Origin of the sequence: Streptomyces sp. NBC_01433, from assembly GCF_026340105.1 — a bacterium.
In the GTDB taxonomy this organism is placed as follows: Bacteria; Actinomycetota; Actinomycetes; order Streptomycetales; family Streptomycetaceae; genus Streptomyces.
In genome coordinates this window covers 1868991-1884455 of record NZ_JAPEPM010000002.1, presented here as the reverse complement: position 1 = coordinate 1884455, position 15465 = coordinate 1868991, and the positions used below count along the sequence as shown (strand labels likewise).

At 68.5% G+C, this 15465-nt stretch carries 12 protein-coding genes and 1 pseudogene; 10 read left to right on the top strand and 3 right to left on the bottom strand.

Annotation, left to right across the window (positions count from 1 at the left end; translation table 11 throughout):
- Positions 1 to 9 precede the first annotated feature (9 nt).
- The 9 genes from ngcE to OG413_RS35770 all read left to right on the top strand — a co-directional run bounded on the left by ngcE (position 10) and on the right by OG413_RS35770 (position 12166).
- Positions 10 to 1455, top strand: a complete 1446-nt coding sequence (gene ngcE, locus OG413_RS35810; RefSeq protein WP_266812796.1) for an N-acetylglucosamine/diacetylchitobiose ABC transporter substrate-binding protein — start codon at positions 10 to 12, stop codon at positions 1453 to 1455.
- A gap of 48 nt (positions 1456 to 1503) precedes the next feature.
- Complete coding sequence (locus OG413_RS35805) at positions 1504 to 2424, top strand: carbohydrate ABC transporter permease (protein WP_266812794.1); 921 nt, start codon at positions 1504 to 1506, stop codon at positions 2422 to 2424.
- Positions 2424 to 3398 (top strand): carbohydrate ABC transporter permease, encoded by a 975-nt coding sequence (locus tag OG413_RS35800; RefSeq protein ID WP_266812792.1) that lies wholly within the window; start codon positions 2424 to 2426, stop codon positions 3396 to 3398. Before OG413_RS35805 ends, OG413_RS35800 begins: the two co-directional genes overlap by 1 nt.
- A 285-nt stretch (positions 3399 to 3683) precedes the next feature.
- Positions 3684 to 4883, top strand: coding sequence for an ROK family transcriptional regulator (locus OG413_RS35795; RefSeq protein WP_266812790.1), 1200 nt, complete (start codon positions 3684 to 3686; stop codon positions 4881 to 4883).
- A 131-nt stretch (positions 4884 to 5014) separates the two neighbouring features.
- Positions 5015 to 6103, top strand: coding sequence for a substrate-binding domain-containing protein (locus OG413_RS35790; protein ID WP_266813302.1), 1089 nt, complete (start codon positions 5015 to 5017; stop codon positions 6101 to 6103).
- 193 nt (positions 6104 to 6296) lie between these two features.
- Entirely contained in the window at positions 6297 to 7103 is an 807-nt protein-coding gene (locus OG413_RS35785) for an ATP-binding cassette domain-containing protein (protein WP_073719082.1), read from the top strand.
- A gap of 107 nt (positions 7104 to 7210) precedes the next feature.
- Positions 7211 to 8440: a sugar ABC transporter permease gene (locus tag OG413_RS35780; protein ID WP_266813300.1), complete on the top strand. Its 1230-nt coding sequence runs from the start codon at positions 7211 to 7213 to the stop codon at positions 8438 to 8440.
- 167 nt (positions 8441 to 8607) lie between these two features.
- The gene (dxs, locus tag OG413_RS35775; protein ID WP_073719084.1) at positions 8608 to 10521 is read left to right on the top strand and encodes a 1-deoxy-D-xylulose-5-phosphate synthase; all 1914 of its coding nucleotides are present in this window, start codon (positions 8608 to 8610) and stop codon (positions 10519 to 10521) included.
- Between the two features lie 142 nt (positions 10522 to 10663).
- Positions 10664 to 12166: an amino acid permease gene (locus OG413_RS35770; RefSeq protein WP_266812786.1), complete on the top strand. Its 1503-nt coding sequence runs from the start codon at positions 10664 to 10666 to the stop codon at positions 12164 to 12166.
- A gap of 42 nt (positions 12167 to 12208) precedes the next feature.
- On the opposite strand, the pseudogene OG413_RS35765 reads toward OG413_RS35770, so the two are convergent.
- Positions 12209 to 13252, bottom strand: a pseudogene (locus OG413_RS35765) (helix-turn-helix transcriptional regulator); the annotation flags it as partial.
- A 25-nt stretch (positions 13253 to 13277) separates the two neighbouring features.
- Between OG413_RS35765 and OG413_RS35760 the strand changes: the two are divergent.
- Complete coding sequence (locus tag OG413_RS35760) at positions 13278 to 13748, top strand: nuclear transport factor 2 family protein (protein ID WP_266812784.1); 471 nt, start codon at positions 13278 to 13280, stop codon at positions 13746 to 13748.
- A gap of 62 nt (positions 13749 to 13810) precedes the next feature.
- Here the strand turns inward: OG413_RS35760 and OG413_RS35755 are convergent, their stop codons facing one another.
- Both OG413_RS35755 and OG413_RS35750 read right to left on the bottom strand, forming a co-directional pair.
- Positions 13811 to 14209: an NTP pyrophosphohydrolase gene (locus OG413_RS35755; RefSeq protein WP_266812782.1), complete on the bottom strand. Its 399-nt coding sequence runs from the start codon at positions 14207 to 14209 to the stop codon at positions 13811 to 13813.
- Between the two features lie 38 nt (positions 14210 to 14247).
- Entirely contained in the window at positions 14248 to 15363 is a 1116-nt protein-coding gene (locus OG413_RS35750) for an LCP family protein (RefSeq protein WP_266812781.1), read from the bottom strand.
- Positions 15364 to 15465 lie beyond the last annotated feature (102 nt).

The following is a 15465-nucleotide window of genomic DNA, read 5'->3' as shown; positions in this document are numbered from 1 at the left end:
GACTTGAGCATGGGATCCACCTCCGCCCACAACAATGAGGGCCTTGGCCGTCGCGATCTGATCAAGCGGTCTGCCGCACTCGGCGTGATCGCTGTTCCGACGATGGGTTTCCTGTCCGCCTGCGCGAGCGGCGACAGCGGAAGCGACGACAAGGTCGAAAAGGGCACGAAGACCGCCAAGAATCCGCTGGCGGTCAATGAGAGCGCCCCCCTCGAACTGGTCATCTTCGACGGTGGATACGGAACGAAGTACGCCGAGGACGCTCAGGCGTCCTTCGAGAAGGCCTTCCCCAAGGCGAAGGTCAAGTTCTCCAAGACGCAGAAGATCCAGTCGGTACTGCAGCCGCGCTTCAACGGTGGCACCCCGCCGGACCTGATCGACAACTCCGGTGCCCAGCAGATGGACATGGGCGTCCTGGTCGGCAAGAAGCAGCTCGCCGACCTCACCCCGCTGCTCGACGCGCCCTCCATCGACGACCCGGCCAAGAAGGTCCGTGACACGCTGCGTCCGGGCATCGTCGAGATGGGCCAGTTCGACGGCGACCCGTGCTGGATCCTCTACTACGCGTACACCGTCTACGGCGTCTGGTACTCCCAGACGGCGCTGGACAAGCTCGACGCGCAGTACCCGGAGAACTGGGACGACATGCTCGCGCTGTGCGCGAAGGCCAAGAAGAAGGGGATCGCGGGCTGGACCTACCCCGGCAAGCACCCCTACTACCTGCCCTTCTCGCTCTACCCGTTCATCGCCAAGATCGGCGGTGTCGAGGTCCTCGACGCGATCGACAACCTGGAGCCGAAGGCCTGGGAGCACCCCGCCGTCAAGGCGGCCTTCGACGCGTACTACGAGCTCTTCGCCAAGGGCTACATCCTCAAGGGCACCCCGGGCCTGGACCACCGCGGTTCGCAGGGCGCCTGGGCCCGCGGCAAGGCGCTGTTCATCCCGAACGGCTCCTGGGTCGAGAACGAGGAAGCGGCGATCATCCCCAAGGACTTCAAGCTGTCCGTGGGCGCTCCCTCCAGCCTCGACTCCTCGGACGTGCTGCCGTTCGGCACCATGTGGGCATCCGGCGGCGAGCCCTTCATCGTTCCGGCGAAGGCGAAGAACCCCGAGGGCGGCATGGAGCAGCTGCGCATCCTGCTCAGCGAGGAGTCCTCCAAGTCCTTCACCACCAGCAGCAAGTCCCTGTCCGCCTTCAACGGCGGCACCGACGGCCTGCAGCTGTCGGACGGCCTCACGTCGGGCCTCGCCGCCCTGGAGAAGGCCGGCACCAATGTGGTCAACCCCCGCCTGCAGGACTGGTACGTGAAGCTCCAGAAGGAGCAGATCGGTGTCGCCGCACTCGGCGAGATGATGGCCGGCCGCGCCAACCCGGCCGAGACCATCAAGAAGATCCAGGGATACGCCGACGCGGCGGCCAAGGACCAGTCCATCAAGCACTACAAGCACCAGTGACAACCCGTCACCAGCGGCGGCAGCGCAGGAAGGTCGGAGTCGGTAACGATGCAACACGGTAAATACCGGTTCATAGTCGGGTTCTTGGTGGTGCCGATGGCGTTGTACGTCATCTTCGTCATCTGGCCGTTCATCCAGTCCATCTACTACTCGTTCACGGACTGGACGGGCCTGAGCCCCGACTTCAAGATGATCGGCTTCGGCAACTACACCAAGATGCTGAACGACGACGTCTTCTGGAAATCCCTTCAGCACAGTGTGCTGCTGGCAGTGCTGCTGCCGCTGGTGACGCTGGGGCTCGCGCTCTTCTTCGCCTTCATGCTCAACGTGGGCGGGCGGCGCCGCAGGGGCGCCGCCATCGCCGGCGTGCGCGGCTCGGGCTTCTACAAGATCGCGTACTTCTTCCCGCAGGTGCTCTCGATCGCGATCGTGGCCATCCTGTTCCAGTTCGCCTTCGACCCCGCCCAGGGCATGATCAACGGCACGCTCAAGGCGTTCGGTTTCGAGGACGTGCCGGACTGGCTGGGCGATCCGAAGCTGGCCCTGTGGTGCATCGCCGCGGTCCTCGTCTGGTGCACGGTCGGCTTCTTCGTGGTGCTGTTCTCGGCGGGCATGGCCTCCATCCCCAAGGACTTCTACGAGGCGGCCCTGCTGGACGGCGCGAGCCGTTTCACGACCTTCTTCCGGATCACGCTGCCGCTGCTGTGGGACACGGTCCAGTCCGGCTGGGTCTACATGGGCATCCTGGCGCTGGGTGCCGAGGGTTTTGCCGTCGTGCACATCATGAGTGTCGGTCCCGGCGGGCCCGACTACTCGACCACCGTCCTGCCGCTGTACGTGTACCAAGCGGCGTTCCGTGACGGACAGGCGGGCTACGCGACCACGATCGGTGTCGCCCTGCTCATCGTGACGCTGGCGTTCGCGGCCATCGTGATGCGCGTGGGCCGGCGCGAGCGGCTGGAGTTCTGATGAAGACCACTGACACCCCTCCCTCCGGCCCCTCGGACGCCTCCGGTCCTTCCGGCGCCTCCGGTCCTTCCGCTCCCGGTTCGCCGGGTGTACCGAAGCAGCGCACCGGTGGCGTCCGCAAGGGCGCCGCGGCCCCGGGGAAGAAGGCTGAGGGCCAGGTCCTCAACGTCTTCTCGCACGGGATGCTGATCCTCTGGGCCTTCATGGTCATCCTGCCCCTGTTCTGGGCCGTGATGTCCTCCTTCAAGACCGACACGGCCATCTTCAACTCCCCCTGGGAGCTGCCCGACTCGCTGGACTTCTCCAGTTGGGGCAGGGCCTGGAACCAGGCCAACATGAGCGAGTACTTCCTCAACACCATCCTGGTGGTGGGAGGGTCGCTCGTCGGCACGCTGGTCTTCGGTTCGATGGCCGCCTATGTGCTCGCCCGCTTCGAGTTCCCCGGCAACCGGTTCATTTACTTCTTGTTCGTCGGCGGGATGAGCTTCCCGGTCATGCTGGCGCTGGTGCCGTTGTTCTACGTCATGGACAACATGGGGCTGCTGAACACGATCCACGGGCTGATTCTCGTGTACATCGCGTACTCGCTGCCCTTCACCGTGTTCTTCCTGACCTCGTTCTTCCGTACGCTGCCGACATCGATCGCGGAAGCGTCGATCATCGACGGTGCCTCTCACACCCGTACGTTCTTCCAGGTCATGCTGCCGATGGCCAAACCCGGACTGATCAGCGTCGGTATCTTCAATTTCCTGGGGCAGTGGAACCAGTACATGCTGCCGACGGTGCTGAACACCGACCCGGACAAGCGGGTGCTCGCCCAGGGACTGGTCGAACTGGCTGCCAGCCAGGGATACAAGAGTGACTATTCCGGTCTCTTCGCCGGTCTGGTGATCGCGATGCTTCCCGTGCTGGCGGCGTACATCATTTTCCAGCGCCAGGTCGTCTCGGGCATGACGGCGGGTGCGCTCAAGTAATTCGGCTCCGGTCGGCCTGATTCGGCCCCGGCCGCTTTTCCAGGTGAATGCCCCGGTGGATGTGTCCGCCGGGGCATTCGCGCGCTCCGCTCCGACCTCTCCGGCCGTGGACCGTGCCCCGCGTCGGCGGCGGCTCCAGGCCCTGTGCGCTCAGGTCTTGACGGGAGGTACCCCCGAACGTTCAGCTTAGAGTTCACATGTTGGAGAAAGCCGGGGCCTCATCGGTGCGGTCCCGGCCGGGACGGCCTTCCGCGCCGTCCGCCAAGGGCAGGAGTGGATGAGTCGATGGAGACTCCCGGGTCGCAGACGTCTCTGCATCGGGCCAACCTTGAGCGGGTCGTACGAGCCGTACGGATGGCCGGGTCGCTCACCCAGGCGGAGATCGCCAGAAGCACCGGCCTCTCCGCGGCTACCGTCTCCAATATCGTCCGCGAACTGAAGGAGGGCGGCACGGTCGAGGTGACCCCCACCTCGGCGGGCGGCCGCCGGGCCCGCAGCGTCTCGCTCAGCGGGGACGCGGGCATCGTCGTCGGCGTCGATTTCGGCCACACCCATCTGCGGGTGGCCGTCGGCAACCTGGCCCACCAGGTGCTGGCCGAGGAGTCCGAGCCGCTGGACGTCGACGCCTCGTCGGCGCAGGGCTTCGGACGGGCGGAAGTGCTGGTCAGGCGGCTGATCGAGACCACCGGGGTCAGCCCGGAGAAGGTGATCGGCGTCGGTCTCGGTGTCCCGGGACCCATCGACGTCGAGTCCGGCACGCTGGGCTCCACCTCGATCCTGCCGGGCTGGACGGGTATCAACCCGAGCGACGAGCTCGCCGGGCGGCTCGGAGTGCCGGTGTACGTCGACAACGACGCCAATCTCGGGGCGCTGGGCGAGCTGGTCTGGGGGAGCGGGCGAGGGGTCCGGGACCTCGCGTACATCAAGGTCGCCAGCGGCGTCGGTGCCGGTCTGGTGATCGACGGCACCATCTACCGGGGGCCCGGCGGTACGGCCGGCGAGATCGGGCACATCACCCTGGACGAGTCGGGCCCGGTGTGCCGCTGCGGTAACCGCGGGTGCCTGGAGACCTTCACGGCCGCCCGGTATGTGCTGCCCCTGCTCCAGCCCAGCCACGGCCCCGATCTCACCATGGAACGGGTGGTCCAGCTGGCCCGCGAGGGCGATCCGGGCTGCCGCCGGGTGATCGGGGACGTGGGGCGGCACATCGGCAGTGGGGTGGCCAATCTGTGCAACCTGCTCAACCCCAGCCGGGTGGTGCTCGGCGGCTCCCTGGCGGAGGCCGGGGAACTGGTCCTCGGGCCCATCCGTGACTCGGTGTCCCGGTACGCCATCCCCAGCGCGGCGCGGCAGCTCTCGGTGCTGCCCGGCGCGCTCGGCGGGCGGGCGGAGGTACTGGGGGCGCTGGCCCTGGTGCTGAGTGAGATGGGGGATTCAACCCTTTTGGAGAGCACCCTGCCTGCGGCCACCCCTGTCTTCACTTAGATAACGAATGGCACCGTTGTCATCTCGTTAAGGATTTACTCCTTGACGCTGACGTTGCGGCCGAGTTGACTTCCTGCCACCTCGGCCGCGACGTTGCGGCCACGTCAGGGAGGCAAACCCCCATGATCGCAATGACGCGACGCATCGTCATAGGCACGGCCGCTCTCTCCATGGCGGTCTCCCTCGCCGCCTGTGGCAAGGCGGGCGACGACGCGGAGTCCGGCAGTGGCGGCGACAGCAAGACCATCGGTCTCCTGCTGCCGGAGAACAAGACCACGCGCTACGAGACGTTCGACCGCCCCATCATGGAGGCGAAGATCAAGGAACTGTGCGACGACTGCGAGGTCAAGTACAACAACGCCGCACAGGACACCGAGACCCAGAAGAAGCAGTTCGACGCGCTGGTCACGCAGGGTGTGAAGGTCATCATCCTGGACTCCGTCGACTACAAGGCCACCAAGTCCTGGGTGCAGCAGGCGGAGAAGAAGGGCGTCAAGGTCGTCGCGTACGACCGGCTCGCCGAGGGGCCGATCTCCGCGTACGTCTCGTACGACAACGAGAAGATCGGCCGCCTGCAGGGTGAGGCCCTGGTCAAGGCGCTCGGCGCCAAGGCCAAGGAGAGCAACGTTGTCATGATCAACGGCTCGCCCACCGACCCGAACGCCCCGCTCTTCAAGAAGGGCGCCCACAGCGTCCTGGACACCCAGGTCAAGAAGGTCGTCTACGAGCAGGACATCCCGGACTGGTCGCCGGACGAGGCGAACAAGAAGATGGGTGCCGCCATCGACTCGCTGGGCAAGTCGGGCTTCCAGGGCGTCTACTCCGCCAACGACAGCATGGCCGGCGGCATCATCACCGCGTTGGACAAGCAGGGCATCAAGATCCCCGTCGGCGGTCAGGACGCCGAACTGGCCGGTCTGCAGCGAGTCCTGAAGGGTGATCAGTCCTTCACGATCTACAAGCAGATCAAGCCCGAGGCCGAGACCACCGCCGAGATCGCCGTCAAGCTCCTCAAGGGCGAGAAGATCGACGACCTGACCCCGGTCAAGGTCGACAGCCTCACGGGCGAGTTCAAGGGCATCCCGGCCAAGCTGTACGACGCGCAGATCGTGACCAAGGACAACGTCGCCTCCACGATCATCGCCGACAAGGTCTACCAGGCCGCGGAGATCTGCACGGCCGAGTACAAGGCGGCCTGCGAGGCGGCCGGCATCAAGTAGGGCCTCCGCCAAGGAAGGTCCGGGGCCCGCGGGATCACGTCAAGCACTCCTGCGGGCAGGCGCCTTCGGGCGCCCCCGAGCCGGTCCGGCACCCGCCCCGTCAACGCCCCGCGAAGCGGGGGCGGGCGCCGGGCTCCTCTCGCACACCCCCCAGCTCAGCAGCACCATCCCCGCCGGTCAGGCGGCGAAGGAGATGATTCACGTGTCCGCTACGCCCGTGCTGGCGTTGCGCGGAATCTCCAAGCGGTTCGGCGCCGTTCAGGCGCTCACCGATGTGGACCTGGAGATTCACCCCGGCGAAGTGGTCGCCCTGGTCGGCGACAACGGCGCCGGCAAGTCGACCCTCGTCAAGACCATTTCGGGCGTCCACCCGATCGACGAAGGCGCCATCGAGTGGGAGGGGCGGACGGTCCGGGTCAACCGGCCGAACGACGCCCAGGAGCTCGGAGTCGCCACCGTCTACCAGGACTTGGCCCTCTGCGACAACCTCGATGTCGTCGCCAACCTCTTCCTCGGCAGCGAACTGCGCAAGCTCTCCGTACTCGACGAGATCGCGATGGAGAAGCGCGCCAAGGAACTCCTGGACACGCTCTCCATCCGGATACCGAGCGTCCGGATCCCGGTCGCCTCGCTCTCCGGCGGACAGCGCCAGGTCGTGGCCATCGCGCGCGCCCTGATCGGCGACCCCAAGGTCGTCATCCTGGACGAGCCGACCGCGGCACTCGGCGTCGAGCAGACCGCCCAGGTCCTCGACCTCGTCGAGCGGCTGCGCGAGCGCGGCCACGGCGTCATTCTCATCAGCCACAACATGGCCGACGTGCGCGCCGTCGCGAACAAGGTCGCGGTGCTCCGACTGGGCCGCAACAACGGCGTCTTCGACGTCGCGAGCACCTCCCACGAAGAGATCATCGCCGCGATCACCGGCGCCACGGACAATGCCGTCACGCGTCGCCAGGCACGCACCGCCACGAACACGGCCACGAAGGAGGACGCGAAGTGAGCGACCTCGCCAAGACCCCCGGACCTTCCACCGAGAAGCCCGCCGCCGAGGAGCCCGCGAAGGGCGCCCCCGCGACGGCACCGGCGGCCGAGCAGTCGGCGGCCCCCATCCCCGCCGTCGACCCGCGCCTCCTCGTCCGCGAGGAGGGCTTCAAGGGCTACTGGTCGGAGTTCACCCGCAAGGTGCGCGGCGGCGAACTCGGCTCGCTGCCGGTCTTCGTCGGTCTGATCGTCATCGCGATCGTCTTCCAGCTCCAGAACAGCAACTTCCTCTCCGCCAGCTCCGTCGCCAATATCGCTGTCTACAGCTCCGGCCTCGGCATCATGGCTGTCGGCATCGTCTTCGTGCTGCTGCTCGGCGAGATCGATCTCTCGGTCGGCTCCGTCGCCGGTGTCGGCGCGGCCGTCTGGGCCGTGCTCAACGTGAACAACGGCTGGAACGAATGGCTGGCGATCATCGTCGCCGTGCTCTCCGGAATGGCCCTCGGCGCGCTGCACGGCTTCTTCTTCGCCAAGATCGGGGTACCGGCCTTCGTCGTCACCCTGGCGGGCTTCCTCGGCTGGAGCGGACTCCAGGACTGGATGATGGGCGGGGAGGGCTCGATCAACACGCCGTCCGGCAGTGCCGTCGAGAACCTGACCAACTACTTCTTCGAGGACAAGGCCGCGGGCTACGGACTGGCCCTGGTCGCCGTCCTCGCGTACGCCGCCTCGCTCCTGGTGGACAGCAAGCGCCGCAGGGCCGCGAACCTGCCCGCACGCCCCACCGGCGAGGTCGTGCTGCGGACCGCCGTCGTCACGATCCTGTGCTTCGTCGTCGCGTACGTCCTGAACGAGCCCTCCGGTGCCCGCGGCCTGCCGCTCGCCCTGGTGCTCTTCCTCGCCGTCCTGATCATCGCGGACTTCGTCGCCCGCCGTACGGCCTTCGGCCGCCAGGTCTTCGCGGTCGGCGGCAACCCCGAGGCGGCGCGCCGCGCCGGTATCAACGTCGACCGGATCCGGATCACGGTCTTCGCGCTGTCCGGCACGTTGGGCGCCTTCGGCGGACTCTTCATCGCCAGCCTCTCCGGCGGCGCCACCAAGAGCGTCGGCGCCGGCAACACGCTGATGCTGGTCATCGCGGCCGCCGTCATCGGCGGCACCAGCCTCTTCGGCGGCCGGGGCAAGGTCTGGTCCGCGCTGCTCGGCATGATCGTGATCCAGTCGATCCAGCAGGGCCTGAACATGATCGGCATGGCCAACGCCGTTCAGTACATGATCACCGGCGCGGTTCTCCTCGCCGCCGTGGTCATCGACTCGGTCTCCCGCCGCACCCAGAAGACCGCGGGCCGCGCCTGACGCCACCTGCACCGGACCGTGCCCGGCGCCCCTCATCGGGTGCCGGGCACCGTCGCGTATCGGCCGGTGGTGTGACAGCACACCCCCGCCCGATGCCCGCGACGGCGGGCGGAACATTAGACTCATCGGATCGGCACGCTCGACCAGCTCAACGCAAGGAGGCACGGGTGGACCTGCTGACCCGCATCGAGGGACCGCGCGATTTGGACCGGCTCAGCCTCGACCAGCTGGAGCAGCTCGCCGGGGAGATCCGTACCTTCCTCGTCGACGCAGTGTCCAAGACCGGCGGTCACCTGGGCCCCAACCTGGGCGTGGTCGAACTGACCATCGCCCTGCACCGGGTCTTCGAGTCGCCCCGGGACAAGGTCCTCTTCGACACCGGCCACCAGAGCTATGTGCACAAGCTGCTCACCGGCCGCCAGGACTTCTCGAAGCTCAAGAGCAAGGGCGGACTCTCCGGGTACCCCTCCCGCGCGGAGTCCGAGCACGACATCATCGAGAACTCGCACGCCTCGACGGTGCTGGGCTGGGCCGACGGCCTTGCCAAGGCCAACGAGGTACTGGCCAAGGACGACCATGTCGTCGCGGTCATCGGCGACGGCGCGCTCACCGGCGGTATGGCCTGGGAGGCGCTGAACAACATCGCCGCCGCCAAGGACCGCCCGCTCGTCATCGTGGTCAACGACAACGAGCGCTCGTACGCCCCGACCATCGGCGGCCTCGCGAACCACCTCGCCACGCTGCGTACCACCGACGGTTACGAACGGTTCCTGGCCCGCGGCAAGGACCTGCTGGAGCGCACTCCCGTCCTCGGCAGGCCGCTGTACGAGACCCTGCACGGTGCCAAGAAGGGCCTCAAGGACTTCATCGCCCCGCAGGGCATGTTCGAGGACCTCGGCCTGAAGTACGTCGGCCCGATCGACGGCCACGACATCGAGGCGCTGGAGTCCGCGCTCCAGCGCGCCAAGCGCTTCGGCGGCCCCGTCATCGTCCACTGCCTCACCGAGAAGGGCCGCGGCTACACCCCGGCCCTCCAGGACGAGGCCGACCGCTTCCACGCCGTCGGCAAGATCCACCCGGACACCGGCCTGCCCATCTCCAGCTCCGGCCTGGACTGGACCTCGGTCTTCGGCGAGGAGATGGTCAAGCTCGGCAAGGAGCGCAAGGACATCGTCGCGATCACCGCGGCCATGCTCCAGCCGGTCGGCCTCGGCAAGTTCGAGGAGGCGTTCCCGGACCGGATCTACGACGTCGGCATCGCCGAGCAGCACGGCGCGGTCTCCGCTGCGGGCCTCGCCACCGGCGGGCTGCACCCCGTCTTCGCGGTGTACGCCACCTTCCTGAACCGCGCCTTCGACCAGGTCCTGATGGACGTCGCCCTGCACAAGTGCGGGGTCACCTTCGTCCTGGACCGGGCCGGAGTCACCGGTACGGACGGCGCCTCGCACAACGGCATGTGGGACATGTCGATCCTCCAGTGCGTCCCCACGCTCCGGATCGCCGCCCCGCGCGACGCCGACCAGGTCCGCGCCCAGCTGCGCGAGGCCGTGGACGTCGACGACGCGCCGACCGTGGTCCGCTTCTCCAAGGGCGCGGTCGGCCCGGCCGTCAAGGCCGTCGGCAGGGCCGGTGGCATGGACATCCTGCGCGAGCCCGGCACGGACCGGCCGGACGTCCTGCTGGTCTCCGTCGGCGCGCTCGCCCCGATGTGCCTGGAGATCGCCGACCTGCTGGGTGCCCAGGGCATCTCCACCACCGTGGTCGACCCCCGCTGGGTCAAGCCGGTCGACGAGGCGCTGCCCCCGCTCGCCGAGCGGCACCGGGTCGTCGTCACCGTCGAGGACAACAGCCGGGCCGGCGGCGTCGGCTCCGCCATCGCCCAGGCGCTGCGCGACGCGGGGGTCGACGTACCCCTGCGGGACTTCGGCATTCCGCCGGTCTTCCTCGACCACGCCTCCCGCAAGGAGGTCATGGCCGAGATCGGGCTGACCGCGCCGGACATCGCCCGCCAGGTCACCGGTCTGGTCGCCAAGCTCGACGGCGGGTACGAGAGCCGCGCCGTGGAGCCCGCCCGCGACTGACCCGTACGGCCAATGGGCCGGTCGGACCACCCTGTACGGGTGACCCGACCGGCCCATTCGCGTGAAACGGCGCCCGTGCCGCGCTGCCCGGCCGGTGGTGTCCCAATCATGGCGTTCACGACAACCGCGTGGAGGTACGCAGGTGAGCGCGCAGCAGGACACACCACCCAGCGGGAACGGGCTGTTCAGGACCAAGACGGTCGAACAGTCGATCCGCGACACCGAAGAGCCGGAGCACGCGCTCAAGAAGTCCCTCTCCGCGCTGGACCTCACGGTCTTCGGCGTGGGCGTGGTCATCGGCACCGGCATCTTCGTGCTGACGGGCAAGGTGGCCAAGGAGTCGGCGGGCCCCGCCACCGCCATCGCGTTCGTGATCGCGGGCGTCGTCTGCGCCCTCGCCGCGCTCTGTTACGCCGAATTCGCCTCCACCGTCCCGGTGGCCGGATCCGCGTACACCTTCTCGTACGCCTCACTGGGCGAACTGGTGGCCTGGATCATCGGCTGGGACCTGGTGCTGGAATTCGCCCTGGGCACGGCGGTGGTGGCGGTCGGCTGGTCCGGCTACGTCCGCTCGCTCCTGGGCAACATCGGCTGGACGCTCCCCGACGCGCTCTCCGGGACCGACGCGTCGAACGGGTTCGGCTTCGACATCCTGGCGTTCGCCCTGGTCCTGGTGCTGACCGTCATCCTGGTGCTCGGCATGAAGCTGTCGGCCCGGGTCACCACGGTCGTGGTCGCGATCAAGGTGGCGGTGGTCCTCATCGTGATCGTCGCGGGCAGCTTCTTCATCAAGGCCGCCAACTACACACCGTTCATCCCGAAGGCCGAACCGCAGCCCTCCGGTTCGGACCTGACCGCCCCGCTGGTCCAGCTGATGTTCGGTTACACGCCCACGAACTTCGGCGTCATGGGAATCTTCACCGCCGCCTCCGTCGTCTTCTTCGCCTTCATCGGCTTCGACGTCGTGGCCACCGCGGCGGAGGAGACCAGGGTTCCGCAGCGGGACATGCCGCGCGGCATCCTCGGCTCACTCGTCATCTGCACGGTGCTCTACGTCGCCGTGTCCATCGTGGTGACCGGCATGCAGAACTACACCCAGCTCTCGGTGAGCGCCCCGCTCGCGGATGCCTTCAAGGCCGTCGGACGCCCCTTCTACGCCGGGGCGATCAGCTTCGGCGCGGCCATCGGCCTCACCACGGTCTGCATGATCCTGCTGCTCGGCCAGACCCGGGTGTTCTTCGCGATGAGCCGCGACGGACTGCTCCCGCGGTTCTTCTCCAAGACGCACCCGCGCTTCCACACCCCGTACCGTCCGACGATCCTGCTCGGCGTGATCATCGCGATCGTCGCCGGGTTCACCAGCATCGACGAACTGGCGACCCTGGTGAACATCGGCACGCTCTTCGCGTTCGTCGTCGTGGCCCTCGGCGTGATCGTCCTGCGCCGTACCCGCCCCGACCTGCCCCGTGCCTTCCGCACCCCGTGGGTGCCGGCGCTCCCGATCGTCTCGGTGGCCGCCTCGGTGTGGCTGATGCTCAATCTGCCCGCGGAGACCTGGCTGCGGTTCGGGATCTGGATGGTGATCGGCGTGATCATCTACCTCGCGTACGGGCGCAAGCACAGCCGGATGTCGACCGGGCGCTGAAGCGTCCATCGGTTCCGGACCGTTGGCGTCGAGCAGGGCCTGGGTCCGGGTGCGCAGGGCGGTTCGGACCGAGGCGGGGGTCAGGACGTTCAGGGGGGTCGCCAGGCGGAGCAGATACGTGGCCAGTTCTTCGGGGGTGGAGCCACCGATGGTGACGAGCGTGGCGTGGGTGCCGTCGGCCTCATGCGTGCCGAGGTTGCGGGGGACGAGGAGCAGCGCCCGGTCCAGGGGCAGGGGGACACGGACCGTGGTGTAGAGCGGGTAGCCGCTGGTGAGCATGCGGGAGACCAGGAGCGCGGCGTCGGGCGGGTCGACGAGGGCGGCAGGCCGGCCGGTCGGGTGGGCCTCGGTGACGCGGTCGGCGCGGAAGGTGCGCCACTGGGCCCGCGTGATGTCCAGGGCGACCAGGTACCAGCGGTGGCCCGTGCGCACCAGGCGGTGGGGGGCGACGTCCCGGACCGTGGCCCGGTCCTGCCGGTCGCGGTAGGAGAGCCGGACGCGCTCACCCCGTCGGCAGGCGGTGGCCAGTTCCAGCAGCACATCGGGGCGGACCAGGCGTTCGTCGGACCGGGGGGTGTGGACGAACGCGGCGTCCAGTGCGACCAGCCGGTCCGCGATGTGCGCGGGCAGCAGTCTTCGGAGTTTCAGGAGGGCCGAGAGCGCTGCTTGGTCGGTGCCGAGGACACCGCTGAGGGCCGCCTCGCGCAGGGCGACGGCCACGGCGAGCGACTCCTCGTCGTCCAGGCTGAGCGGCGGCACCTTGCTGCCCCGGCCGCTGAGCCGGTACCCGCCCCAGGGGCCGGGGTCGGAGTCGATGGCGTACCCGAGTTCGCGCAGTTTGGCGATGTCCCGGCGGACGGTGCGTGCGGTGACGTCCAGACGTTCGGCCAGTTCGCTGTTGGTCCACGACGGGCGGGTGGAGAGCAGCGAGACCAGCCGCAGGAGTCGCGCGGAAGTGCTGATCACACGCCGGAGCGTAGGGCACGGCACGATCAGGACCGAAGCTGTCCTGGTCCCGTCGTAGCGTCCGGTCCGTGCGGAAGACGTCGGTTCCGGTTCCGGTCCGGGCTTCCCCGCATCCCCCATTCGTGTTCGAGAATCGAGGAACGTCATGGCCGTCAGGGATCTGGACGACTTCACAGCGCTGGAGCCGTTCTTCCGCATCGTCGGGGAAGGGCTCGACGGTCTGGTCGACGGGGAACATTTCTTCGACTGGTTCACCGAGGACGCCGTCACCGAGTACGTGGTCACCGTGCCGGACTACCCGAGGCGGATCGAGGGCCGGGACGCCCTGGCCGCGCTGTATCGCGGGTACGGGGACACGATGGTCGCGGAGAGCGCCGACGGCCTCGCCGTCCACCACGACCGCGAGACCTCGGTCGTCGTCCTTGAGTACGTGGTGCACGGTCGCGCGGTCGGCACGGGACGGGCGTACGACAACCACTTCGTCTCCGTGATCACCATCCGGGACCGCAGGATCACGCACTGGCGGGACTACCTCGACCCGCTGGCCGTCCTCGACGCCCTCGGAGTCGCCTTCCCGGTGCGTCCCCGCAGGGGGCCTGGCTCACGGCGCGAATGAGGCGCCCGGCGGGTTCCGCACCACGCTTCGGGGCCACTCGTCCGGCCGTGTCCCGGCCGAGCTCAGTCGCCGCGGTGCGGGGGCAGCGGGCGTACCGTACGCGGGCCCACGCACCGCGCCCCGTACGCCTCGACCCGCTGCCGCAGCCCGCGGTCGGCGGTGACGACGACACAGGGGCGGCTCCCCGCCGCGGCGACCAGCTCGGTGATCCGGTCGTCACCGCTGCCGTCCGCCGTCTCGACGCGTACGCCCGGCACCGCCTCGGCGCCCCGGGCCGCGCCCTCGACGACCAGGACGAGTTCGACGGGGCCGGGATGTCCGGGCAGGCCGGTCCCGGCGTACGGGACCAGGGAGTCGCGCAGCCGCTCGGCCGCCCCGCGCCGGTCCCGCCACCAGCCGTCCGGGACGGAACCGACCACGTTCGCGGCGTCGACGATGACCAGTACGGGTTCGTTCGGCATCCCGGCAGCGTGTCACGGCGCCGGAGCGCCTGGCTCCGTCAGCCGCCGGTCGCGGGGGACTTCTTGGCCGACTTGGGGATGGCGGTGTCCGAGCGGATCGCCTTCCACAGCTCACCGGCCTGCGGCTCGGCGGCCACGACCCGGTTGGGGTCCTTCTTGTCGTACGCCACCGGGAGCATGATCGTCTCCATCGTGGCCGGGTCGACGCCGTTCATCGAGCGGGCGAAGTCCCCGAGCGACGTCAGCGAGGCCAGTCCGGAGTCGGTGGTCAGGGACTTGGTGGCCGAGTTGGCGATCTTGTACGACTTCGACGGACTGCCCAGCAGGTCCTGCGACTTGACCTCGCTCAGCAGGGCCAGCAGGAACTGCTGCTGGAGGCCGATGCGGCCGAGGTCGCTGCCGTCGCCGATGCCGTGCCGGGTGCGTACGTAGGCGAGGGACTCGGTGCCGTCGAGCTTGTGCGGACCGGCGGTGAGGTTCAGGCCGGAGGACTTGTCGTGGATGTCCTGGGGGACATCGACGGTGACGCCGCCGATGGCATCGACCAGGTCCTTGAACCCGGCGAAGTTGATCTCCAGATAGTGGTCGATCCGGACGCCGGACATCTTCTCGACGGTCTTGACCACACAGGCCGGTCCGAGCTGGGAGTAGACCGAGTTGAACATCACCCGGTCCGCCGACGAGGTCGTGGAGCCGTCGGACTTGGCGCACTCGGGCCGGGTCACCAGCGTGTCACGCGGGATGGACACCGCGACGGCCTTCGTCCGCCCCTCGGGGATGTGGACCACCATCGCCGTGTCGGAACGGGCGCCGCTCACGTTGCCGCCGCCGCCCAGTTCCTTGTTCTCCGCCCCGGCCCGCGAGTCGGAGCCGAGGACCAGCAGGTTCTGTCCGGCTGTGGGCAGTTTCTCCGGGCGGTCCTCGCCGAGCGCCTTGTCGATGTCGACGCCCGTGATGTTCCCGTCGAGCCGGCTGTACAGCCAGTAGACGGTGCCACCGCCCGCGAGCAGCAGGACGAGCAGCACACCGAGCGTGATCTTGAGGCCGCGTCGGCGTTTCCGTTCCTTCTTGCGGCCCCGCGGTGTCCGGCCGTCGCCGTGAGGTGCGGTCCCCGGGCCTTCGTGAGGGGCCGGTGTCATGGCGTCGTGGGTCATCCCGCTCAAGTCCTCAAATCTCAATGCCCGGTGCGGGCGGTGAAGTGCGTGGGACTCGGGTGGGGGGTGTGACCGGTCCGTGAATGCATGACTGACCGTGCA

Excerpts from the sequence above, each read along its gene's own strand:
- OG413_RS35790 (WP_266813302.1), top strand. The coding sequence starts at position 5,015 with ATGACGCGACGCATCGTCATAGGCACGGCCGCTCTCTCCATGGCGGTC.
- OG413_RS35760 (WP_266812784.1), top strand. The coding sequence starts at position 13,278 with ATGGCCGTCAGGGATCTGGACGACTTCACAGCGCTGGAGCCGTTCTTC.
- OG413_RS35805 (WP_266812794.1), top strand. The coding sequence starts at position 1,504 with ATGCAACACGGTAAATACCGGTTCATAGTCGGGTTCTTGGTGGTGCCG.
- OG413_RS35795 (WP_266812790.1), top strand. The coding sequence starts at position 3,684 with ATGGAGACTCCCGGGTCGCAGACGTCTCTGCATCGGGCCAACCTTGAG.
- OG413_RS35800 (WP_266812792.1), top strand. The coding sequence starts at position 2,424 with ATGAAGACCACTGACACCCCTCCCTCCGGCCCCTCGGACGCCTCCGGT.
- ngcE (WP_266812796.1), top strand. The coding sequence starts at position 10 with ATGGGATCCACCTCCGCCCACAACAATGAGGGCCTTGGCCGTCGCGAT.
- OG413_RS35785 (WP_073719082.1), top strand. The coding sequence starts at position 6,297 with ATGATTCACGTGTCCGCTACGCCCGTGCTGGCGTTGCGCGGAATCTCC.
- OG413_RS35750 (WP_266812781.1), bottom strand. The coding sequence starts at position 15,363 with ATGACCCACGACGCCATGACACCGGCCCCTCACGAAGGCCCGGGGACC.
- OG413_RS35755 (WP_266812782.1), bottom strand. The coding sequence starts at position 14,209 with ATGCCGAACGAACCCGTACTGGTCATCGTCGACGCCGCGAACGTGGTC.